The organism is Pseudomonas sp. Marseille-QA0332 (assembly GCF_054950175.1).
The window spans coordinates 3,801,572-3,823,931 of the sequence record NZ_CM143106.1; the positions used below are offsets into that span (position 1 = coordinate 3,801,572).

The 22,360-nt window shown below is 65.4% G+C and carries 13 protein-coding genes and 1 pseudogene; 8 read left to right on the forward strand and 6 right to left on the reverse strand.

The features are described 5' to 3' along the window. Positions 1 to 166 precede the first annotated feature (166 nt). From ACY8GK_RS17575 to aceE, 5 genes and pseudogenes are all read right to left on the reverse strand, one after another. A pseudogene (locus ACY8GK_RS17575) lies at positions 167 to 790 on the reverse strand (glutathione S-transferase). A 10-nt stretch (positions 791 to 800) separates the two neighbouring features. Further along, entirely contained in the window at positions 801 to 1,466 is a 666-nt protein-coding gene (gene msrA, locus ACY8GK_RS17580) for a peptide-methionine (S)-S-oxide reductase MsrA (protein ID WP_196179363.1), read from the reverse strand. A gap of 65 nt (positions 1,467 to 1,531) precedes the next feature. Next, entirely contained in the window at positions 1,532 to 4,225 is a 2,694-nt protein-coding gene (locus tag ACY8GK_RS17585) for a putative bifunctional diguanylate cyclase/phosphodiesterase (RefSeq protein ID WP_462401723.1), read from the reverse strand. Positions 4,226 to 4,453: 228 nt separating this feature from the next. Next, positions 4,454 to 6,112 carry a dihydrolipoyllysine-residue acetyltransferase gene (aceF, locus tag ACY8GK_RS17590; protein ID WP_196179358.1) on the reverse strand — a complete coding sequence of 553 codons (1,659 nt, stop codon included), beginning with the start codon at positions 6,110 to 6,112 and terminating at the stop codon, positions 4,454 to 4,456. A 13-nt stretch (positions 6,113 to 6,125) separates the two neighbouring features. Next, complete coding sequence (gene aceE / locus ACY8GK_RS17595; RefSeq protein ID WP_196179356.1) at positions 6,126 to 8,771, reverse strand: pyruvate dehydrogenase (acetyl-transferring), homodimeric type; 2,646 nt, start codon at positions 8,769 to 8,771, stop codon at positions 6,126 to 6,128. A gap of 383 nt (positions 8,772 to 9,154) precedes the next feature. Between aceE and glnE the strand changes: the two genes are divergently transcribed. The 8 genes from glnE to ACY8GK_RS17635 all read left to right on the forward strand — a co-directional run bounded on the left by glnE (position 9,155) and on the right by ACY8GK_RS17635 (position 19,317). After that, positions 9,155 to 12,082: a bifunctional [glutamate--ammonia ligase]-adenylyl-L-tyrosine phosphorylase/[glutamate--ammonia-ligase] adenylyltransferase gene (glnE, locus tag ACY8GK_RS17600; protein ID WP_462401724.1), complete on the forward strand. Its 2,928-nt coding sequence runs from the start codon at positions 9,155 to 9,157 to the stop codon at positions 12,080 to 12,082. A 277-nt stretch (positions 12,083 to 12,359) separates the two neighbouring features. Continuing rightward, complete coding sequence (gene waaF, locus ACY8GK_RS17605; protein ID WP_196179352.1) at positions 12,360 to 13,409, forward strand: lipopolysaccharide heptosyltransferase II; 1,050 nt, start codon at positions 12,360 to 12,362, stop codon at positions 13,407 to 13,409. Beyond that, entirely contained in the window at positions 13,410 to 14,468 is a 1,059-nt protein-coding gene (gene waaC, locus ACY8GK_RS17610; protein WP_196179350.1) for a lipopolysaccharide heptosyltransferase I, read from the forward strand. Further along, positions 14,468 to 15,592, forward strand: a complete 1,125-nt coding sequence (locus ACY8GK_RS17615; protein WP_196179348.1) for a glycosyltransferase family 4 protein — start codon at positions 14,468 to 14,470, stop codon at positions 15,590 to 15,592. Before waaC ends, ACY8GK_RS17615 begins: the two co-directional genes overlap by 1 nt. Further along, positions 15,589 to 16,395: a lipopolysaccharide core heptose(I) kinase RfaP gene (gene rfaP / locus ACY8GK_RS17620; protein ID WP_462401725.1), complete on the forward strand. Its 807-nt coding sequence runs from the start codon at positions 15,589 to 15,591 to the stop codon at positions 16,393 to 16,395. Before ACY8GK_RS17615 ends, rfaP begins: the two co-directional genes overlap by 4 nt. Beyond that, positions 16,395 to 17,129: a lipopolysaccharide kinase InaA family protein gene (locus tag ACY8GK_RS17625; RefSeq protein ID WP_196179344.1), complete on the forward strand. Its 735-nt coding sequence runs from the start codon at positions 16,395 to 16,397 to the stop codon at positions 17,127 to 17,129. The genes rfaP and ACY8GK_RS17625 overlap by 1 nt, the downstream gene beginning before the upstream one ends. Continuing rightward, positions 17,126 to 17,878: a lipopolysaccharide kinase InaA family protein gene (locus ACY8GK_RS17630; protein ID WP_196179342.1), complete on the forward strand. Its 753-nt coding sequence runs from the start codon at positions 17,126 to 17,128 to the stop codon at positions 17,876 to 17,878. Before ACY8GK_RS17625 ends, ACY8GK_RS17630 begins: the two co-directional genes overlap by 4 nt. Continuing rightward, a complete protein-coding gene (locus ACY8GK_RS17635; RefSeq protein ID WP_462401726.1) occupies positions 17,878 to 19,317 on the forward strand; it encodes a lipopolysaccharide kinase InaA family protein in 1,440 nt (479 codons plus the stop codon). Before ACY8GK_RS17630 ends, ACY8GK_RS17635 begins: the two co-directional genes overlap by 1 nt. Here the strand turns inward: ACY8GK_RS17635 and ACY8GK_RS17640 are convergent. Further along, entirely contained in the window at positions 19,293 to 22,292 is a 3,000-nt protein-coding gene (locus ACY8GK_RS17640) for a dermonecrotic toxin domain-containing protein (protein ID WP_462401727.1), read from the reverse strand. The genes ACY8GK_RS17635 and ACY8GK_RS17640 overlap by 25 nt on opposite strands. Positions 22,293 to 22,360: the final 68 nt, after the last annotated feature.

Consider the following 22,360-nt stretch of genomic DNA (forward strand, 5'->3'; position numbering starts at 1 on the left):
GGCGGGCCCTAGCTGGGTGGTACGCAAGGGCAATGTTCGGGTTGTCGGCGCGACTCAGCGGCTGCTTCGCGCCCATCGCGTCACTGCGACCGCCTACGCCCGGTCGTACGGCTTCCAGCCTGCTTCCGGCGCCTGCTCAGGGCGCTGCCAACTGCCATTGGGCCGCCTAGACAACCGGCGCCGTCGCCACCAGCGAAGGGCGTTCGGATACCTGCGCATACCACTGCGCCAGCCCCGGCTGGCGTTCGCGCCAACCGAAATCGGGTTGGCGCAGGTCCAGGTAGCCTAACGCGCAGGCACCACCAATGGCGGCAATATCGAAGGCCGACGCCAGTTCCGCCAGGTGCTCGCGCTCCAGATCGGCCAGACCCCGACGAATCTTCTCGCCCTGTGCTTCGACCCAGCCAGCCCAACGTTTGTCTTCGGGGCGCAGGAAGGTCTCGTAACGGGTCGAGACCGCCGCATCCGTCAGCGCGTCGGCCTGGGACGCCAGGGTCAGGCGCCGTCAGCGCGCCAGGCCCTCGCGCGGAATCAATGGGTTGCCTACATGTTGCAGATCCAGGTATGCGCAGATCACCCGGCTGTCGTGCAGCACGGTGCCGTCAGCCAGTCGCAAGGCCGGGATCTTGCCGATCGGGTTGTCTCGATTCAATCGCTCGTCGCCACGGACGGGGCTGATATTGACCGGCTGCAGGGTGACACGGTCCTGTTGGCCGGTCTCGTACAGCACGACCATGACCTTGCGCACGAAGGGCGACAAGGGCGAATGGAACAGCGTCATGCAGGTCATGCCCGGTTCCTCAGTTGCCTTGCAGGCTTGGCGGCAGGCAGATGCCGGTGCCGCCGATACCGCAGTAGCCATTGGGGTTCTTGGCCAGGTACTGCTGGTGATAGGCCTCGGCGAAGTACACTGTCGGCGCCTGGTCGATCTCGGTGGTGATCTGGCCGAAGCCGGCCTTGTCCAGCTCTGCCTGGTACTCGGCCTTGCTGGCCTGGGCCTGCTCCAGCTGCTCGGGGCTGGTGCAGTAGATCACCGAGCGGTACTGGGTGCCGACGTCGTTGCCTTGGCGCATGCCTTGGGTCGGGTTGTGCAGCTCCCAGAACATGGCCAGCAGTTCACGGTAGCTGACCTTGTCCTTGTCGAAGACCACCAGCACGACTTCGGCATGCCCGGTCAGGCCCGAGCAGACTTCTTCGTAGGTGGGGTTGGGGGTGAAGCCGCCGGCATAGCCGACCACTGTGCTCACTACGCCTTCGCGCTGCCAGAAGCGACGCTCGGCGCCCCAGAAGCAGCCCAGGCCGAAGATGGCGAAATCGACGTTCTGGAAGAAAGGGCCAAGCAGGGGCGTGTCTTCGAACACGAAGTGCTTCTCAGGCAGGACCATCGGTGTCTCGCGGCCAGGCAGGGCCTGTTCCGCGGTAGGCAGGACGTTTTTGTTCACCAGGATTTCCGAACGCAGGACCATGGCCGTACCTCTGTAGTCGGGTCGATAGGATTAGACCGCTAGTGTGCCCCAGTGTCGCGCTGCTGTCAGGTCGCCGGGCCGCGTGGATAGCGCCTGAGCCTGTCGATCAGTTCGCGTCCGGGGATCGGCCGGTCGAACAGATAGCCCTGGCCCACGTCGCAGCGATGGCGACGCAGGAAGGCCAGTTGCTCGGCCGTCTCGATGCCTTCGGCGACCACCTTGAGCTTGAGGTTGTGCGCCATGGCGATCACCGCCGAGGTGATTTCCATGTCGTCCTGGTTGTCCGGGATTTCGCTGATGAAGCTGCGATCGATCTTGATGATGTCGATCGGGAATTTCTTCAGGTAGCTCAGGGATGAATAGCCGGTGCCGAAATCGTCCATCGCCAAGGTAAGGCCCAACTGCTTGAGCTCCTCGAGCTGGCGGCGGGTATCCTCGGTGGCTTCGAGCAGCAGTCCTTCGGTCAGTTCCAGCTCCAGCAGGTGGGGGGGGAGTGCCTCCTCGGCAAGGATGGTGCCGATCGAAGTCACCAGTTCCGGGTCGGAAAACTGCTTGGGCGACAGGTTGATCGCCACGTGCAGGTTGCCCAGGCCGGCTGCGCCGAGCTGCTTGCTCATGGCGCAGGACTGGCGGAGCACCCACTTGCCGATGGGAATGATAAGCCCGGTTTCCTCGGCCACGCTGATGAACTGGTCTGGCCGGATCATGCCGCGCTCCGGGTGATTCCAGCGCAGCAGCGCCTCGAGGCCAAGCAGTCGACCGCTGCGCAGGCACAGCTTGGGCTGGTAGAACACCTCGAGCTCGTCCTGGGTCAGCGCCCGGCGCAGGTTGTTCTCGACGAACAGCTTGTAGCTGGCTTCGGCATTGAGCACCTCGGTGAATACCTGGACCTGGTGCTTGCCGTTGGCCTTGGCCTTGTGCAGCGCCAGGCCGGCGTTCTTCATCAGGCTTTGCGGGTCACGGCCATGCAGGGGGGCGCAGGCCAGGCCCACCGAGGCGGTGACGTTGATCAACTGGTTGTCGACGAACATCGGCTTGTCGAGCGTGCGCAGCAGCTGCTGGGCGATCTGTTGGCCATGCTCGAGCACGGTATCGTCGAGCAGCACGGCGAACTCGTTGCTGGCGAAGCGCGCCAGGATGCCGCCTGGCTCGAGGCTGTTGCGCAGGCGCCGGGCCAGGCTGACCAGCAGCTTGTCGCCAGTCTGGTGGCCAAGGCTGTCATTGATCCGCTTGAAGTTGTCGATATCGACCAGCAGCAGGCAGATCGGTCGCTCGCCGTCCTGGGCGAAGCGCTCGTCGAGGCTACGGATGAAGGACGGCCGGTTGCCCAGGTTGGTGAGGTTGTCGGTATAGGCCAGGCGCTCTATGCGCTGCTGGGCCAGCTTGCTCTGGGTGATGTCCTCGTAGACGCCGATATAGTGGGTCAGCTCGCGATTGTCGCCGTAGACCTTGGAGATCGACAGCTGCCCCCAGTACGGCTCGAGGTTCTTGCGCCGGCTCTTGAATTCACCTTGCCAGCTGTTGCCCATGGCCAGGCTGGAAGGCGAGTCGAACAACAGCTCGCTGAGGTTTTCCAGCGCCGGCAGTTCGGCCAGGTGATGGCCCTGGACTTCCTCGGTGCTGTACTGGGTGATGGCGGTGAAGCTGGGGTTGACGTACTCCACCACACCGTCGCGGTTGACCAGCAGGAAGGCGCTGGCGCTCTGTTCCACCGCGCGTTGGAACAGATGCAGGGCACTGGCTGCCGCACGGCGGTTGTGACTGGTGATGACCTGGGCGAACTGATCGGCCAGCTCACCGGCGAAAGCGATCTCGTCGGATTGCCAGGCGCGCGGCACGCCCGTCTGCTCCAGGCACAGCACCCCCACCACTTGCCCGTCGACACGGATGCCCGCGTCGAGCAAGGCGGTGTTTTCGCAGGTAAAGAGGCTGTCGGCCAGATCGCGGGTGCGTGGGTCATGACTGGCATTGTGCGCATCGATGGCACGGCTGTCGTGCAGTGCATCGAGGTAGTCGGGGAAGCGGCTGACATCGAGCGGATCGGGCAGGCGATGCTGCTGGGTGTCCCGGCTCCAGGACGAGATCGGCTCGAGGCGCTGGCCATGGAGATGCCAGAGGCTGGCACAGTCGACCCGGTAGATCTCGCAGGCGCTGCGAGTGATCAGCTCGGCGGCCTCGCTGAGGGAATTGCTGGCGCTGTAGCGCTGACGAACCAGGCGCAGGATGAGGTCCTGCTGCGCGCGCATCCGCTCCAGGTGCTCGAGCTGCTCCTGCTGCACGTTCTGGTTCATCTGCAAGGCGAGCTGCAGGCGATTGTTGCGGGTTTCCAGGTCGCTGGCGTCCGGTTCCGGGGCCTCGCCCGGCTGGTCGTCGAGGACCATCAGGTAGCCACGCAGCAGTTGCCGGGCGTGCTGCCTGTAGGCCTCGCCAACCTCCAGCACGCGCATGGGCGCCGCGCCGACGTGCAAGGCGTAGCGCACTCGGTAGTAAGGTCGATGGGCCAGCTGCAGCTGGATCTCGTCATGCAGCCGGTAACGCGCCTCCGGCTCCATCAGGCTGGCGAAGGGCGACCCGACCAGCGCGCACAATTCGGCGGCGGGCTGGCCGAACTGCCGCTCGCAGGCCGGGTCGAGGTAGAGCAGGGCCCAGCTCGCCTCGTTGAGCCGCTCGAAACGCAGCATCCCGAGCCGCGAAGGCACGGGAAGCTGCGTGACGACCTCGGCCACCATACGGCTGGCGGCATCGGGTTGGCTTTTCATCGAAGGCTCGCTTGAAGAGGGTGGCGCGACCTGGACGGCCGCGCCTCTGGCAAGGTTGCATCAAGTGCCCGAGCCTGGCAAGCGGCCGTGGCGGACACCTGAACCAGATATTCATTGGCCAGAGAATAGTGCGCGATCAGGCTCGCCAGGCAAGTCGTCAAGACGCGAGCCTGGTCGCTCGCAAAGGAAGGACTGCCTCTCCCGCAACGAGAGAGGCAGCGAACGGCATTACAGCAACAGCGTGCGGATGTCCGCCAGCAGATCGCCCAGGCGCTTGGTGAAGCGCGCGGCGGCGGCGCCGTTGATCACGCGGTGATCGTACGACAGCGACAGCGGCAGCATCAGCCTGGGCTGGAAGGCCTTGCCATCCCAGACCGGCGCCATGGCCGCCTTGGACACGCCTAGGATCGCCACTTCCGGCGCGTTGACGATCGGCGTGAAGCCGGTGCCGCCAATGTGGCCGAGGCTGGAGATGGTGAAGCAGGCGCCCTGCATGTCGTCGGCGGCCAGTTTCTTGGTACGGGCCTTCTCGGCCAGCGCCGCGGCTTCGCCAGCCAGCTGCAGCAGGCTCTTCTGGTCGACGTTCTTGATCACCGGCACCAGCAGGCCATCCGGCGTGTCCACGGCGAAGCCGATGTGCACGTACTTCTTGCGGATGATCGCCTTGCCGCTGGGCGCCAGCGAACTGTTGAAGTCCGGCAGCTCCTTGAGCAGGTGGGCACAAGCCTTGAGCAGCAAGGGCAGCACGGTCAGCTTGACGCCAGCCTTTTCGGCCACTGCCTTCTGCGCGACGCGGAAGGCTTCCAGCTCGGTGATGTCGGCCGAGTCGAACTGGGTCACGTGCGGCACGTTCAGCCAGCTGCGGTGCAGGTTGGTGGCGCCAACCTGCATCAGGCGGGTCAGGGCGACTTCCTCGACTTCGCCGAAGCGGCTGAAGTCGACTGCCGGAATCGGCGGGATGCCGGCGCCACCGGTCGCGCCGGCGGCTGCCGCTGGCGCTTCCTTGGCCTTCTGCATCATGGCCTTGACGTACGCCTGCACGTCTTCCTTGAGGATACGGCCGTGCGGCCCGGAGGCCGTCACGGCGCCCAGGTCGACACCGAACTCGCGGGCCAGCTGGCGCACGGCCGGGCCGGCATGGACCTTGGCGTTGCCGGCGGGTGCCGGTGCGCTGGCGGCTGCTTCGGCCGGTTTCTCGGGCGCCGGGGCAGGCGTGGCAGCCTTTTCAGGCGCGGCGGCGGCCGCAGCTGGAGCCGCCTCGGACTTGGCCGGTGCCGGTGCCGGCGCGGCAGCTCCCGCGACCTTGAGCTTGAGGATCAGGTCCCCGGTGCCGACTTCGTCGTCGAGCTTGGCGATCACTTCCTCGACCACGCCTGCGGCCGGGGAAGGAATCTCCATGGATGCCTTGTCGGACTCCAGGGTGATCAGCGACTGGTCGGCCTCGACGCTGTCGCCAGCCTTGACCAGCACTTCGATGATCTTGGCCTTGCCCGACGAACCGATGTCCGGCACGTGGATATCCTGCACGCTGGCGGAGGCGGCCGGTGCCGGGGTGGCCTCGGCGGGCGTGGGGGCGGCTGCCGGTTTGTCCTCGGCGGCCGGGGCGGCGGCGGGCTTGTCTTGCTGGGCCGCGGCCTCGGGCGCCGCGGTGGCGCCCTCGACTTCCAGTTCCAGCAGTTCGTCGCCTTCCTTGAGGGTGTCGCCCAGTTTGACCTTCAGCGATTTGACCACGCCGGCCTTGGGCGCCGGAATTTCCATGGAAGCCTTGTCGGATTCCAGGGTCAGCAGGCTCTGGTCGGCCTCGATGCGGTCGCCGACCTTGACGAACAGCTCGATGACTTCACCTTCACCGCTGCCGATGTCAGGTACGCGAATGAGTTCGCTCACTTAAAAATACTCCTCAGCAGTCCAGTGGGTTGCGCTTGTCCGGGTCGATGCCGAACTTGACGATGGCGTCGGCCACCACCTTCGGTTCGATTTCGCCACGGTCGGCCAAGGCTTCCAGGGCTGCAAGCACCACGAAGTGACGATCGACTTCGAAGAAGTGACGCAGTTTCTTGCGGCTGTCGCTGCGACCGAAGCCGTCGGTGCCCAGCACCTTGAACTCCTTGGTCGGCACCCACTGGCGGATCTGCTCGGCGAACAGCTTCATGTAATCGGTGGAGGCGATGACCGGGCCCTTGCGCCCGCCCAGGCACTGCTCGACATAGGTCTGCTGTGGCTTCTGGCCTGGCTTGAGGCGGTTGCGGCGTTCCACGGCCAGGCCGTCGCGACGCAGCTCGTTGAAGCTGGTGACGCTCCAGACATCGGCGCCGATGTTGAACTCTTCGCGCAGGATCTTCGCCGCTTCGCGGACTTCGCGCAGGATCGTGCCCGAACCCAGCAGCTGCACATGGTGCGCCGCTTCGTGGGTGTCTTCCTCGAGCAGATACATGCCCTTCACGATGCCTTGCTCGACGCCGGCCGGCATGGCTGGCTGCTGGTAGGCCTCGTTCATCACGGTGATGTAATAGAAGATGTCCTGCTGCTCTTCGGTCATCTTCTTCATGCCGTCCTGGATGATCACCGCCAGCTCGTAGCCGTAGGTCGGATCATAGGTGCGGCAGTTCGGGATGGTGCCTGCCAGCATGTGGCTGTGACCGTCCTCGTGCTGCAAGCCTTCGCCGTTGAGGGTGGTACGGCCAGCGGTGCCGCCGATCAGGAAGCCCCGGGTACGGCTGTCGCCGGCAGCCCAGGCCAGGTCGCCGATACGCTGGAAGCCGAACATCGAGTAGAAGATGTAGAACGGCAGCATCGGCTGGTTGTGGTTGCTGTACGAGGTGCCGGCGGCGATGAACGACGACATGGCGCCAGCCTCGTTGATGCCTTCCTCGAGGATCTGGCCTTTCTTGTCCTCGCGGTAGAACATGACCTGGTCCTTGTCGACCGGATCGTACAGTTGGCCTACGGACGAGTAGATGCCCAGCTGGCGGAACATGCCTTCCATGCCGAAGGTGCGCGCTTCGTCAGGAATGATCGGCACGATGCGCTGGCCGATGTCCTTGTCCTTGACCAGCTGCGCCAGGATGCGCACGAAGGCCATGGTGGTGGAGATTTCACGGTCGCCCGAACCGTCGAGGATGGCCTTGAGGGTTTCGAGCGGCGGGGTCGGGATGCTGAAGCTCTTGGCCCGGCGCTGCGGCACGAAGCCACCCAGCGCCTCGCGACGCTTGGCCAGGTACTTGGCTTCGGCGCTGTCGGGCTCGGGGCGGAAGAACGGCAGGTTCTCCAGGTCGGCATCCTTGACCGGGATGTCGAAGCGGTCGCGGAATTTGCGCAGGCTGTCGACGTCGACCTTCTTGGTGTTGTGCGCGGTGTTCTTGGCTTCGCCGGCACCGGTGCCGTAACCCTTGATGGTCTTGGCCAGGATGACGGTCGGCTGGTCCTTGTGGTTGACCGCCTGATGATAGGCCGCATAGACCTTGTATGGGTCATGGCCGCCACGGTTGAGCTTCCACACTTCCTCGTCGGACAGGTCTTGGACCATGGCCTTGAGTTCGGGCGTGTTGAAGAAGTGCTCACGGACGAACGCGCCGTCCTTGGCCTTGTAGTTCTGGTACTCGCCGTCGATGACTTCGTCCATGCGCCGCTGCAGGGCGCCGTTGGTGTCCTTGGCGAACAGCGGGTCCCAGAAGCGGCCCCAGACCACCTTGTTGACGTTCCAGCCACCACCACGGAACACGCCTTCGAGTTCCTGGATGATCTTGCCGTTGCCGCGCACCGGGCCATCCAGGCGCTGCAGGTTGCAGTTGATCACGAAGATCAGGTTGTCCAGCTTCTCGCGGCCGGCCAGGGCGATGGCGCCGAGCGATTCCGGCTCGTCGCACTCGCCGTCGCCCATGAAGCACCAGACCTTCTGCTTGCCGGCCGGGATGAAGCCGCGCGCTTCCAGGTATTTCATGAAGCGCGCCTGGTAGATCGCCTGGATCGGGCCCAGGCCCATGGACACGGTCGGGAACTGCCAGAAATCGGGCATCAGCCAGGGGTGCGGGTAGGAGGACAGGCCGTTGCCGTCCACTTCCTGGCGGAAGTTGTTCATCTGGTCTTCGCTGATGCGGCCTTCGAGGAAGGCGCGGGCGTAGATGCCGGGCGAGGCATGGCCCTGGAAGAAGATCAGGTCGCCGCCATGCTCTTCGGTGGGCGCCTGGAAGAAGTAGTTGAAACCGATGTCGTACAGCGTCGCGCTGGAGGCGAAGCTCGAGATGTGGCCACCCAGGTCCGAATCCTTCAGGTTGGTGCGCATGACCATGGCCAGGGCGTTCCAACGCACCATCGAACGGATGCGGCGTTCCATGAACAGGTCGCCAGGCATGCGCGCTTCGTGGGTGACAGGGATGGTGTTGCGGTATGGCGTGGTGATCGCATACGGCAGCTGAGAGCCACTACGGGTGGCCAGCTCGCCCATGCGGGTCATCAGATAGTGAGCGCGGTCTTCGCCTTCCTTGTCGATGACCGACTCCAAGGCGTCCAGCCATTCCTGGGTTTCGACGGGATCGAGGTCTTGCATGGCTTGCTCCAGGGCGGAAAGGCAACCAGAATCGATTGCCTGAGTTTGCGACTGGCCTTTTGGGCAGACGTCGTGAATTCTTGGATTACCGGACAGTCATCCGGCGCCGTGTAGTTTTACTACAAATGTCTTGGCATTTCATGCTTTTGCGCTGAAAGGGCAGTAGTAAAACTACATTGAGACGGCTCATGGCCGGTTGGCGGGTTGTGGGGAGAAACGATACCGTCGGTTGAAAACAGCTTGGTGTACAGTTTAATTCGATGAATCGTGCCAATATTTTCGTATTTCCAGCCATTTCAAACTTTTGTATGACAGTCCAACCGTGGTCCGGCTTCCCCTCGACCGCATTCCTGCCCCCTTCCAACGTCGATCTAGGATAGCCCATGCGCCTGCCTTTGCCGCCTGAACCGCCCGCTGCCTTGCAACCGCTGGTCGCTCGCAATGCGCGATCGTTGGCCGATGCATTGGGCGCTCATCCCGATCTACCCGATTGGAGCCGCGCACAGCGAGATCAGTTCGATCAGGTTGCCGCCGCCAGTGATTTCGTCCTCGACCAGGCCTTGCGCGAGCCGGGCCTGCTGACGCAACTGCTGGCCAGTGGCGAGATGGAGCGCGCACTGCTGGCCGGCGAGCTGCGCGCGCGGGTGGCCGCGGCGGCCCAGGCCGCGCAGAACGAGGATGAGCTGGCACGCAACCTGCGGCGCGAGCGCAACCGGCAGCAGATACGGATCATCTGGCGCGACATTACCCGACAGGCGGCGCTGGGTGAAACCTGCCGTGATCTGTCCGATCTTGCCGATGCCTGCATCGACCAGGCCTACCAGTGGCTGTATCCGCGTCATTGCCAGCAGTTCGGCACGCCGATCGGGCGGCGCAGCGGCGAACCCCAGCACATGGTGGTGCTGGGCATGGGCAAGCTCGGCGCGATCGAACTCAACCTGTCCTCGGACATCGACCTGATCTTCGCCTTCCCCGAAGGGGGCGAGACCGAAGGGGTCAAGCGTTCGCTGGACAACCAGGAATTCTTCACGCGGCTGGGGCAGCGGTTGATCAAGGCACTGGACCCGGTGACCGTCGATGGCTTCGTGTTCCGGGTCGACATGCGCCTGCGGCCCTACGGCTCGGCCGGCGCCCTGGTGCTGAGCTTCAGCGCCCTGGAGCAGTATTACCAGGACCAGGGACGCGACTGGGAGCGCTATGCCATGATCAAGGCGCGCGTGGTGGCCGGGGACCAGATCGCCGGCGCCCAGTTGCAGGACATGCTGCGGCCGTTCGTCTACCGGCGCTACCTGGATTTTTCCGCGATCGAGGCGCTGCGCACCATGAAGCAGCTGATCCAGCAGGAAGTGCGGCGCAAAGGCATGGCCGACAACATCAAGCTGGGCGCCGGCGGCATCCGCGAGGTCGAGTTCATCGCCCAGGCTTTCCAGCTGATTCATGGTGGGCGCGACCTGAGCCTGCAGCAACGACCGCTGCTCGAGGTCCTGGCCACGCTCGAAGACCAGGGCTACCTGCCAGGCGCCGCGGTAGCGGAGCTGCGCGAAGGCTACCAGTTCCTGCGGTATACCGAGCATGCGATCCAGGCGATCGCCGACCGCCAGACCCAGATGCTGCCCGACGACGAGCTCGATCGCGCCCGCGTGGCCTACATGCTGGGCTTCGCCGACTGGCAGGCTTTCCACGACCAGCTCATGCACTGGCGCGGGCGGATCGACTGGCATTTCCGGCAGGTCATAGCCGATCCTGACGAGAGCGAGAGTGAGGGCGAACTGATGGTCGGCGGTGAATGGTCGCCGCTGTGGGAGCAGGCCCAGGACGAAGAAGCCGCCTGTCGGCAGCTGCAGGAAGCCGGTTTCGGCCAGCCCGGCGAAGCCTTGCGGCGGCTGGCCGGGCTGCGGGCCAGCCCGTCGCTGCGCTCGATGCAGCGTATCGGGCGCGAGCGGTTGGACGCGTTCATTCCACGGCTGCTGGCCCAGGCGGTCGAGCATGACAGTCCGGACCTGGTGCTCGAGCGCGTGCTGCCGCTGGTCGAGGCCGTGGCCCGGCGCTCGGCCTACTTGGTCCTGCTGACGGAGAACCCTGGCGCCCTGCGCCGGCTGCTCACGTTATGCGCGGCCAGCCCGTGGATCGCCGAGCAGATCGCGCGTTTCCCGTTGCTGCTCGACGAACTGCTCAACGAAGGGCGGCTGTTCAGCCCGCCGCTGGCGCCGGAGCTGGCCTCGGAGCTGCGCGAGCGGCTGACGCGGATTCCCGAGGACGACCTGGAACAGCAGATGGAAGCCTTGCGCCACTTCAAGCTGGCGCACAACCTGCGGGTGGCCGCGTCCGAGATCACCGGTCACCTGCCGTTGATGAAGGTCAGCGACTACCTGACCTGGCTCGCCGAGGCGATCCTCGATCAGGTGCTGGCCCTGGCCTGGCGCCAGACGGTTGCCCGGCATGGCCAGCCCAGGCGCAGTGATGGCAGCCTGTGCGATCCCGGCTTCATCATCGTCGGCTATGGCAAGGTGGGTGGCCTCGAACTGGGGCACGGTTCGGACCTGGACCTGGTGTTCATCCACGATGCCGATCCAAACGCCGAGACCGACGGCGCCAAGCCGATCGACGGTGCGCAGTTCTTCACCCGGCTGGGCCAGCGCATCATCCACCTGCTGACCACCCAGACCGCCTCTGGGCAACTGTACGACGTGGACATGCGCCTGCGGCCGTCCGGCGCTTCCGGCCTGTTGGTCAGCTCGCTTGGCGCCTTCGAGCGCTACCAGCGCAACGAAGCCTGGACCTGGGAGCACCAGGCCCTGGTCCGGGCGCGCGTGCTGGTAGGCTGCAAACAGGTGGCCACGGCCTTCGAGCAGGTACGCGCCCAGGTGCTTGGCCAGGCGCGCGAGCTGGACAAGCTGCGCGCCGAAGTGAGCGAGATGCGCGGCAAGATGCGCGACAACCTGGGCACCCGGCTCACGGCTGCCGGGACGGCTGGCAACGCCTTCGAGCCGGGCATGCCTTTCGACATCAAGCAGGACGCTGGCGGAATCGTCGATATCGAGTTCATGGTCCAGTACGCCGCCCTGGCCTGGTCCCACATGCATCCAACCCTGCTGCGCTGGACCGACAACATTCGCATTCTCGAGGAGCTCGAGCACGCTGGCCTGATGCCGGCCAGCGATGCCGTGCTGCTGCGCGAGGTGTACAAGGCGTTCCGCTCGGCCTCGCATCGCCAGGCCTTGCAGAAACAGGCCGGCATCATCGATGCCGCGCAGTTCGCCGACGAGCGTCGCGAAGTCCGGCGGATCTGGGCACAGCTCGGGCTGGTCTGAACTTCACAGGGGCGCCGGGCAAGCGCCTGACGCGCTCGGCTGACCGGTTACCGGAGCTCGGTGGTACACTGCTCGGCAAATGGCCTGAATATAGAGGGAAAGCTGGGCGGTCGTGATCGTCTGGCCTGCGCGGTTGGTCGTAGACGCGGGGATCGCCAGGTGCGGGCCGAAAGCGTCGATGGGCACCCACGAGCCTCCCGGGCGGGCAGCCATGCCCGCTCGTCTTCCAACGTTCGCGCAAGGTCCGCAAGCTTTCCCCAGCTTTACTGGAAATAGCATGAGAATTCTGATCATCGGCCCCAGCTGGGTGGGCGACATGGTAATGGCGCAAACCCTGTTCCATTGCCTGAAACAGCGTCAACCCGAGTGCGTCATCGACGTGCTGGCGCCCGAATGGAGCCGGCCGATCCTCGAGCGCATGCCGCAAGTGCGTCAGGCCTTGAGCTTTCCGCTCGGCCACGGCGCGCTGGAGCTTGCCACGCGCCGGCGCATCGGCAAGTCCCTGGCGGGGCAGTACGACCAGGCGATCGTGCTACCCAATTCGCTGAAGTCGGCCATGGTGCCGTTCTTCGCCGGTATTCCCAAGCGTACCGGCTGGCGCGGTGAAATGCGCTATGGGCTGCTCAACGATGTGCGCAAGCTGGACAAGGCGCGCTACCCGCTGATGATCGAGCGCTTTATGGCGCTGGCCTACGAGCCGGGTACCGAGCTGGTCCAGCCCTATCCGCGCCCCCGGCTGCGCATCGAGCCGGCGAGTCGCGAGGCGGCACTGGGCAAGTTCGGCCTGGTTCTGGATCGGCCCGTGCTGGCTCTGTGCCCTGGTGCGGAATTCGGCGAATCCAAGCGCTGGCCGGCCGAGCACTATGCTCAGGTCGCCGAGGCCTCGATCCGCCAGGGCTGGCAGGTCTGGCTGTTCGGCTCGAAGAAGGACCAGCCGGTAGGCGAGTCGATCCGTGACCGGCTCATTCCCGGTTTTCGCGAAGAATCCATCAACCTGTCCGGCGAAACGTCCCTGGCCGAAGCCATCGACCTGCTGTCCTGCGCTGCTGCCGTGGTGTCCAACGATTCGGGTCTGATGCATGTGGCTGCCGCGCTCGACCGGCCACTGGTCGCGGTCTACGGCTCGACCTCGCCAGGCTTCACCCCGCCCTTGGCCCAGCAGGTCGAGGTGGTACGCCTAGGGATCGAATGCAGTCCGTGCTTCGACCGCACTTGCCGCTTCGGCCACTACAACTGCCTGCGCCTGCTCGAACCCGAGGCGGTCATCGCTGCCTTGCGGCGGCTGGAAGGCCCGGAGCTGATCGATGTGCTGGCCGAGGTCGACTAAGTGCGGGTATTGATCATCAAGACCTCATCGCTTGGGGACGTCATCCATACCTTGCCGGCGCTGACCGATGCCGCCCATGCGCTGCCCGGTATCCGCTTCGACTGGGTCGTGGAAGAAGGCTTTGCCGAGATTCCCGCCTGGCATCCGGCGGTCGACCGGGTCATCCCGGTGAACATCCGGCGTTGGCGCAAGCATCCCTGGCAGGCCTGGCGCAGTGGTGAATGGCAACGATTCAAGAAGCGCTTGCGCGAGGTCGACTATGACCTGGTCATCGATGCCCAGGGGCTGCTCAAGTCGGCCTGGCTGACCCGCTACGTCAAGGCCCCGGTGGCCGGGCTGGATCGTTATTCGGCGCGCGAGGGCTGGGCCAGCCGTTTCTACGACCGTCGGCTGTCGGTCGCCCTCGGCCAGCATGCGGTCGAGCGGGTGCGCCAGCTGTTCGCCATGGCCTTGGCCTATGACCTGCCGGAGGGGCTGGGCCGGTATGGCCTGGACCTGGGGCGGCTGCAACTGGCGCCGACCGCCCCCTACGTGGTGTTGCTGCATGGCACGACCTGGGCGACCAAGCATTGGCCCGAAGTCTATTGGCGCGCACTGGCCGAGCGCCTGGCACGGATGGGCCTGCAGGTCTGCCTGCCGTGGGGCAGCCCGGCCGAGCAGGCGCGCGCCGAGCGCATCGCCCAGGGGCTGAAGCACTGCCAGGTGCTGCCGAAGCTGAACCTTGCCGGTGTCGCCCGGGTGCTGGCGGGGGCCAAGGCTTGCGTGGCGGTCGATACTGGCCTGGGCCACCTGGCCGCCGCGCTGGATGTGCCGACCCTGTCGTTGTTCGGGCCGACCAACCCCGGGCTGACGGGTGCCTACGGACGTGCCCAGGTCCACCTGGCCAGCGACTGGCCCTGCGCCCCATGCATGCAGAGAAAATGCACCTACAAGCCGAGCGCCGAAGACGTGCGCCGGTTCGATGTCGAGCGCGAGTGGCCGCTGTGCTTCACTCGCCTGGACCCCGAGCGTGTGGCGAGCCGCCTGGGCGCGCTGCTGCTGGCTGAGGATGTTCGTTGATGCAACTGGCTTTCGTGCTCTACAAGTATTTTCCATTTGGCGGCCTGCAGCGCGATTTCATGCGCATCGCCCTGGAGTGCCAGCAGCGCGGCCATCAGATCCGTGTCTATACGCTGATCTGGGAAGGCGAGGTGCCGCCGGGCTTCGAGGTGCTCATCGCTCCGGTCAAAGCACTGTTCAACCACCGGCGCAACGAGAAGCTCAGTGCCTGGATGGCCGCCGACCTTGCCCGACGACCGGTCGACCGGCTGATCGGCTTCAACAAGATGCCAGGGCTGGACGTCTACTACGCCGCCGACGGCTGCTTCGAGGACAAGGCCCAGACCCTGCGCGGTGGCTTGTATCGCCGCTGGGGCCGCTATCGGCACTTCGCCGACTACGAGCGGGCCGTGTTCGCCGCGGATGCCGGGACCGAGATACTGATGATTTCCGAGGTGCAGCAACCGCTGTTCATCAAGCACTACGCCACGCCCCTGGAACGCTTCCACCTGTTGCCGCCGGGCATCTCCCCGGACCGTCGACGCCCGGCCAATGCCGACTGCGTGCGTGACGGGTTCCGTCGGGAGTTCGGCCTGGGCGAAGATGACCTGCTGGTGGTGCAGATCGGTTCCGGCTTCAAGACCAAGGGCGTCGACCGCAGCCTCAAGGCCCTGGCCGCCCTGCCGCCGGCATTGCGCAAGCGTACCCGGCTGATGGTGATCGGCCAGGACGATCCCAAGGTGTTCCAGTTGCAGAGCGCTGGCCTCGGTCTCGGCGAGCATGTGCAGTTCCTCAAGGGTCGCAGCGACATCCCGCGCTTTTTGCTCGGCGCCGACCTGTTGATCCATCCGGCCTACAACGAAAACACCGGAACCGTGCTGCTCGAGGCGCTGGTCGCCGGGCTGCCGGTGCTGGTATCGAAGGTGTGCGGTTACGCCCATTACATCGCCGAGGCCGACAGCGGCCTGGTGCTGGACGATCCGTTCGAACAGTCGCAGCTCGACGCTTGCCTGCGGCGCATGCTCGAGGACGACCAGGCCCGTGCCATGTGGTCGCGCAACGGTCTGGCCTTCGCCGAGGTGGCCGATCTCTACAGCATGCCCCAGCGTGCCGCCGACGTGATCGTCGGCCAGGAGCCCTCATGAAACTGAAACTGGCCGAACCGTTCAAGCGCCTGTGGGCCGGGCGTGACCCTTTCGAATCCGTCGAGAGCCTGCAGGGCCAGGTGTACCGCGAGCTGGAAGGGCGGCGCACGCTGCGTACCGAAGTCGCCGGCAAGGGCTACTTCGTCAAGATCCACCGCGGCATCGGCTGGGGCGAAATCTTCAAGAACCTGTTCAGCGCCAAGCTGCCGGTGCTTGGCGCCGGCCAGGAGTGGCGTGCCATCGAGCGCCTGCACCAGGCAGGCGTGCCGACCATGACCGCCGTGGCCTATGGCGAGCGCGGCAGCAACCCGGCGACACAGCATTCGTTCATCGTGACCGAAGAACTGGCGCCGACCATCAGCCTCGAGGACTTCAGTCTCGACTGGCTGCGCCAGCCGCCCCAGCCACGCCTCAAGCGGGCATTGATCGACGAAGTGGCCAGAATGACCGGGACCATGCACCGCGCTGGCGTCAACCACCGCGACTGCTACATCTGCCACTTCCTGCTGCACACCGACCGTCCAGTGACCGCCAATGACCTGAAGCTGTCGCTGATCGACCTGCATCGCGCCCAGACCCGGCCGGCCATCACCCGGCGCTGGCGCGACAAGGACCTGGCAGCGCTGTACTTCTCCGCCCTGGACATCGGGCTCACGCGGCGCGACAAGTTGCGCTTCCTGCGCGGCTACTTCCAGCGCCCGCTGCGCCAGGTCCTGGCCGACGAGGCGCCCCTGCTCGCCGCACTGGAGGGCAAAGCACGCAAACTCTATGCGCGCAAGCAACGCTATGGAGACGCGCTCTGATGGCAGGTTGGACACTGGCGCCGGGCTACCAGGCCCTGGCGGCCGACTTTGGCAGCATCGACGCGGTATTCGCTCTGCGCGGCGAGCACCTGACCCGCGACCCGCTGAGCGAGGTGATCCGCGTCCAGCGAGACGGGGTCCACTACTACGTCAAGCGCTACACCGGCGCCGGCAAGGGGCTGCGCCGCTACCTGGGCCGGCCACGGATCAAGGCCGAGTGGCAGAACCTCAAGCAGTTCGCCAAGTGGGGCATTCCCACCGCCGAAGTGATCGCCTGGGGCCTGGAGCGCAAGGGCCTGGCATTCGGTCGCGGAGCGATGGTCACCCGGGAATTGCCAGGTACCGAGGATTTGTCGGTCCTGGCCGAGCGCCACGACCCGCGGCTGCTCGACCGCGCCTGGGTAGACCATGTCAGCCGCCAGCTGGCACGGCATACCCGGACCATGCACAAACATCATTTCACCCACAACGACCTGAAGTGGCGCAACCTGCTGGTCGACGACCAGGCGACGATCTACTTCATCGACTGTCCGACCGGCGATTTCTGGCGCGGTTTCATGCTGCGCCATCGGGTCATCAAGGACCTGGCCTGCCTGGACAAGGTGGCCAAATACCATCTTTCCGCGACCCAGCGCCTTCGCTTCTACCTGCAGTATCGTGGGCACGAGCGGCTCAATGCAGCGGACAAGCGCCGCGTGCGTCGGGTGGTGGGTTTCTTCGAGGGACGGGAATGACCGATTACCTGGCCAACGCCGAAATGGCCTTGCTGCAACGCCATGGCCTGGACGATTTCGAAGCGCTCTGGGCGCTGCAGCTCGACGCCGTCGACGAGCCCAACACCGGCCGCGGGGGCTGGAGCAGCGTCTATCGACTGGAGCTGGAGGGCAAGGGCTACTACCTCAAGCGGCAAGCCAACTACCTGACCCGGACCCTGCACCGGCCGCTCGGCGAGCCGACCCTGGCACGCGAGTTCCGCAACATCAGCCGTTACCAGAAGCTGCGCATACCCGCCTTGCAGGCAGTGTTCTACGGCGAACGCAAGGCCAGGGGAGAGCACCGGGCCATCCTCATGACCCGCGCGCTGGACGACTGGAACGACCTGGACAGCCTGCTCGAACGCTGGCCCCAGCTCGATCCCGTGCGCCGCCAGGGGATCGTCCAGGCCTGTGGTGGCCTGGCCAGGACCTTGCACGCAGCCGGCCAGCTGCACGGCTGTTTCTACCCCAAGCACATCTTCCTGCGTGCGCGCAGCGATGGTTGGCAGGCGCAGCTGATCGACCTGGAAAAGACCCGGCCGCTGCTGTTCGGCATGCGCGACCGCTTGAAGGACCTGGAACCGCTGCTGCGTCGGGCTCCGGCCTGGCAGGCCGCGGATGTCCGTACGTTGCTGGCTGCCTATCTCGGGCAGCCGGCAGACAGTGCGCTGGTCGAGACCTGGCAGCAACGCCTGGCGAGCCGGCGCCGTGACAAGGAGGCTCGCTGATGCGTCTGCCTGATCTGAAGAACGCCGGGCGCAATCCCGACGTGCCGTTGTCGCTGACCCTGGCCGATGCCGCTGGCAGCGCCGACTTGCAACTGCTCAACCTGCTGCGTGTACTGCCGGGGCAGCGTTATGTCGGCGCGGGGATCTGGCGCGGGACCCCGGTGCTGGCCAAGCTGTTGGTGGGCAGCAGCGCCGCGCGCCACTTCCAGCGCGAGCTCGACGGGGTACGCCTGCTGGCTACCCAGGGCCTGACCACGCCGAGGTTGCTCGCCGATGGCCTGGTGGAAGGCGAGGGCGGCTGGCTGCTGTTCGAATACCTGGAGAATGCCCAGAGCCTGGGCGCCGCCTGGGCCGAAGTCGAGTCGCTGCCACCTCTGGCCGAAGCACAGCAGCAAGTGCTCGGCCAAGCCCTGGAGGCCGTCGCGCACTTGCATGCCAAGGGCCTCTGGCAGGAGGACCTGCACCTGGACAACCTGCTCCGCCAAGGCGACCAGCTTTACCTCATCGATGGCGCGGGCATTAGGGCCGAGACGCCTGGCCAGCCGCTTTCCCGTCAGCGCGTGCTGGAAAACCTCGGGGTCTTCTTCGCCCAGCTGCCCAAGCCTCTGGAGCCGTTCATCGAGGAGCTGCTGGTGCATTACCTGCTGGCCAACGCCGAGCATGCGCTACCCATGGAGGCCTTGCAGAAGCAGGTGGACAAGGTACGTACCTGGCGCCTGAAGGACTATCTCGACAAGGCCGGACGCGATTGCACGCTATTCAGCGTCGAACGTGGCCTGTCCGGCCTGCGCGCGATCGTGCGCGGCGAGGCGCAGGCAATGCTGCCAGTCCTGGAGCAGGCCGACGAGCTGATCGAGCAGGGCCATCTATACAAGACGGGTGGCGCGGCCAGTGTCGCCTGCGTCGAAGTCGCCGGTCGCCGGTTGGTGATCAAGCGCTACAACATCAAGGACGCCGCGCACTGGCTCAAGCGCTTCTGGCGTCCGAGCCGGGCCTGGCACTCGTGGATCGAGGGGCACCGCCTGGCGTTTCTCGGAATCGCCACGCCCAGGCCGCTGGCCGTGCTCGAGCAGCGGGTCGTCGGCTTGCGTGGTCGCGCCTACCTGGTGACCGAGCACGCCGACGGGCCGGATCTGATCGAAAGCTTCGCGCCATACCTCGACAGCGGCGAGGTACCCGAGCAGCAGTTGCAGGCGCTGGTCCGGCTGATGGAGCGGCTGATCCACGAGCGCATCAGCCATGGCGACTTCAAGGGTCACAACCTGTTCTGGCAGGAGGACCAATGGTCGCTGATAGATCTCGACGCGATGAGCCAGCACGGCACTCAGCTCAGCTTCGCACCGGCCTATGCCCGCGACCGGGCACGCCTGCTGCGCAACTGGCCGAGTGAGAGCGTCCTGCACCAGCGCCTGGATCAGCTGTTGCCAAGGTTGGGCTGATAGTCTTCAGGCAGCGCCAGCCAGTCGCTGCTGCGTCCGGCCTGGCGCACGCGTATCCGCCATTCACGCTCCTGCCAGCGCAAGACGGCCCAGGCGACTGTCGCATCGGGGCGTTGCGCGGGTATCAACAAGTGATAGTGGTTTGCTAGCAGGTGCTTGCGCAAGCCTACCCGACGTTTGCCGGCTTGCAGGTACAGCTGGTTGGCGTAGCGGTAAAGCCCGTTGCCATCGGCTGATGGCGTGCCGCTTGCCGGTTCGGTCAGTGCACAGTCGTCGAGCAGTTGGGCGAGGTCCGGCAGACCGTCGTACCACAGCACCGGCGAGTCGACGATCCAGTTGCCATCGGCGCGGCGCTTGATCGGTACCTGCAAGTAGGCGTCCGGTTGCTGGGGATCGACCGCTCGCCAGCGACGTCCGTCGAAGCGGACCTGGTAGAAACGTTCGGCGTTGTCCTTGATGTAGTAGTGGGAGAGCCCCTGGTACGGCGACGGCATCTCGTAGACGCCCTCGCCATGAAGACCACCCAGGCGATAGCGCAGCTTGCCGACTTCCGGAGCCACCTGGTAATGATTGGGCAGCGAACCCGGCGGGTTGGGCGGCATATGGCGTATGGCCTTGCGAGTGATCGCCGAGCCGGCGATGGTACCGACGCCATCGGCGGCATGGGCCAGAGCCTCGATGGCTTGGGAAAGCGCGCCCAGGCGATCATCCTCTTGCAGCTCCTCGAGGCTGTCGAGCGTGGCGACAGCCGCCCTGCCGAACGCCAGAGCGGCCAGGGTGCGTTGCGGCAGCCACACGCTGACCAGGTCCAGCAGTATCCAGAACGTCTGCAGGGCCGTTTCGCCAAGCAGTTCCAGGCTCGTATTGCTACTGGCATCGACCTTTTCCCGCAACGCCTGAACCTGTGCCAGGTAGCAGGCATCGAACAGATTGCCTGCGATCAAGGGGCGTTGCAGGTGTGCGGCCAGGCGCCCTCTGGTCAGCAGCCTTTCGACCTGCTGTTCGGGTAGCAGCGGCAGGCGCTCCTTGACGTAGCGGCGCAATTCGACGCTTTCGCGCAAGGCGCGCAGCAGATGCCTGGGGTTGCGGTAATGGCGCCAGGGACGGCTGTCTGGCGCATTTGCCGCGTAGAGCAGGAAGTAGGGGCTCGAATCCAGGGAGCTGACCAGCAGTACACCTTGGAGGGTGTGGCCATCGACCAGTAGCTGGCTGACGACGATCCGTCGTCCTTCGACCAATGGTCGGTGCGCATTGTCCGGGTAGTCGAGCACGCTGCGGGTCCAGGCATAGCCTTGCCCTGGCCAAGTCTCCAGATAATGGCCGGCATGCAGGGCCTTTGCCGCTTCGCTGCGCATGCGTGCGCGATTGATCCGGCCATGGGCCCATTGCCGCCATTTGCCGTTGGCGGACTCGAGCAGGTGCCAGCGCAGGAAGGCCGGATAACTGTTGCCGGCATTGAGCTCGCGGATCAGGCGCTTGACCAGTGCTGCATCGAGCCCCGCAGGAGCCGGGCGGCCGTCGGCGCGATGTAGCCGGGCCGTCAGCCAGTAGTCGGTATCGAACCAGGCGATGTTCAGCAGGGCCAGTTCCTCGAGCTTGTAGGTGACCGGGACCAGTTCGATGGTGTCGCCGACCTGGGGCCGATTGGCTATCGGTATGTAGCTGCTCGGCATCAGGGGATTGAAGACCGGACCGACCTGCCTGGCCATGGTGACGCTAAGGCGCAGCTGTCGTACGTCGAGCTCCAGGCCCGTGGCATGGAGCAGGCGCGCTTGCAGACGTTGGCGGGTCCAGTCCAGCAGGCGGTTACGCTGGTGAAACTCTTCGAGTGTAGGAATTCCAGGCGCCGCGGCCTGCTCGATGGCGACGACCAGTTCCTGCAACGTTTGCATGATATGGCTCAAGGCTTGCTGGGACGCGTTGCGCAGCCAGGCAGGGAGGTGTTTTTCCAGCAGCAGTGCATAGCGAGTCGCCAGCGCGCCTTTGCTGGAAAACACCTGGTCGAGCTGGAGCTGCGCCTGCAGGGCCGCATCGAAGGCCGGGATATCCGCTTGCAGGCCGCTGTTCCAGGCTTGCTGCCAGGCTAGCGCGAGCCTGTGACGATGGGCGTTGCGCACCGCATCGACCTGGGCGTGCACGAAGTCATCGGTATACCAGTCGTAGCGCAGGCGTTCGGCCTGGCAGGCTCGGCGCTGGGCTTGCGGGTCGACCAGCAATTCGACCAGCGGGCGACTCTGGAGCGGGTCCTCCAGGCGTTCGCAGAGTTCCAGATGCAAGTCGGCAAGGCTGGCGAAGGCTTCGATACCATGGGCAAGGCTGCACAGCAGGGCCTTGCCGACCGGTTCCCCGGGCTCGACCATACGCCCTTCGGGGCCCCGCTCCACCAGCACCAGCGAACCAGGCAGGTACAAGCGCCAGCTGGGGTCGCTGCCGTCGAGCAAGGGTCGGTACACCTGGGGTCGCGCGTCGCTCGGCAGGTGTTGCCGCTGCCAGGGCCGGCCACGTTCGATGCAAATGCGCAGCAGTTCGGCCTCCGCCTGCTCCAGCGTCTGGTCGAACAGGCGCAGGCGGATTTCCGCATCCAGCTGCTCGCGCCGCAGCACGACCAGGCGCGAGCGTCGGGTCAGGCCACGGCTGTCGCGCTCCAGCCAGTAGTCGACGAAACGGCGATGATAGGTCTGCCTCGCCTGCTGGCAAAATCTTTCGATGGCTTGGGCGAAGCCGGCCGGCAGGCTGATCCGTTCCCGCGCTACCTGGCCAGCGGCAGGCGCGGTGAAAGGCTGCTCGCCAGCCAGGCGCTGGCCGACCCTTGTCAGCAGGCTCTGGCCATCGAGCAGCAGATCGGCCGCTTTCAGCTCGGGCCTGGAGAGCACCTGTTGCACATGCAGATCCAGCGACTGTTCGATGCCGGCTGGCAGTTCCAACAGCGTGGTCGCTTGTAGGTCGAGCGCTTCGAGGCTTTGCAGTGGCGTCATGGTTCATGTCCCGGGTGATGAGAACATGCCATGCTGTCGAGCAGCGCTATGCCCGGGCAACAGTTATC

Coding starts and splice junctions, on each gene's coding strand:
- msrA (WP_196179363.1), bottom strand. CDS start 1,466: ATGGTCCTGCGTTCGGAAATCCTGGTGAACAAAAACGTCCTGCCTACC.
- ACY8GK_RS17585 (WP_462401723.1), bottom strand. CDS start 4,225: ATGAAAAGCCAACCCGATGCCGCCAGCCGTATGGTGGCCGAGGTCGTC.
- aceE (WP_196179356.1), bottom strand. CDS start 8,771: ATGCAAGACCTCGATCCCGTCGAAACCCAGGAATGGCTGGACGCCTTG.
- glnE (WP_462401724.1), top strand. CDS start 9,155: ATGCGCCTGCCTTTGCCGCCTGAACCGCCCGCTGCCTTGCAACCGCTG.
- waaF (WP_196179352.1), top strand. CDS start 12,360: ATGAGAATTCTGATCATCGGCCCCAGCTGGGTGGGCGACATGGTAATG.
- ACY8GK_RS17615 (WP_196179348.1), top strand. CDS start 14,468: ATGCAACTGGCTTTCGTGCTCTACAAGTATTTTCCATTTGGCGGCCTG.
- rfaP (WP_462401725.1), top strand. CDS start 15,589: ATGAAACTGAAACTGGCCGAACCGTTCAAGCGCCTGTGGGCCGGGCGT.
- ACY8GK_RS17625 (WP_196179344.1), top strand. CDS start 16,395: ATGGCAGGTTGGACACTGGCGCCGGGCTACCAGGCCCTGGCGGCCGAC.
- ACY8GK_RS17630 (WP_196179342.1), top strand. CDS start 17,126: ATGACCGATTACCTGGCCAACGCCGAAATGGCCTTGCTGCAACGCCAT.
- ACY8GK_RS17635 (WP_462401726.1), top strand. CDS start 17,878: ATGCGTCTGCCTGATCTGAAGAACGCCGGGCGCAATCCCGACGTGCCG.
- ACY8GK_RS17640 (WP_462401727.1), bottom strand. CDS start 22,292: ATGACGCCACTGCAAAGCCTCGAAGCGCTCGACCTACAAGCGACCACG.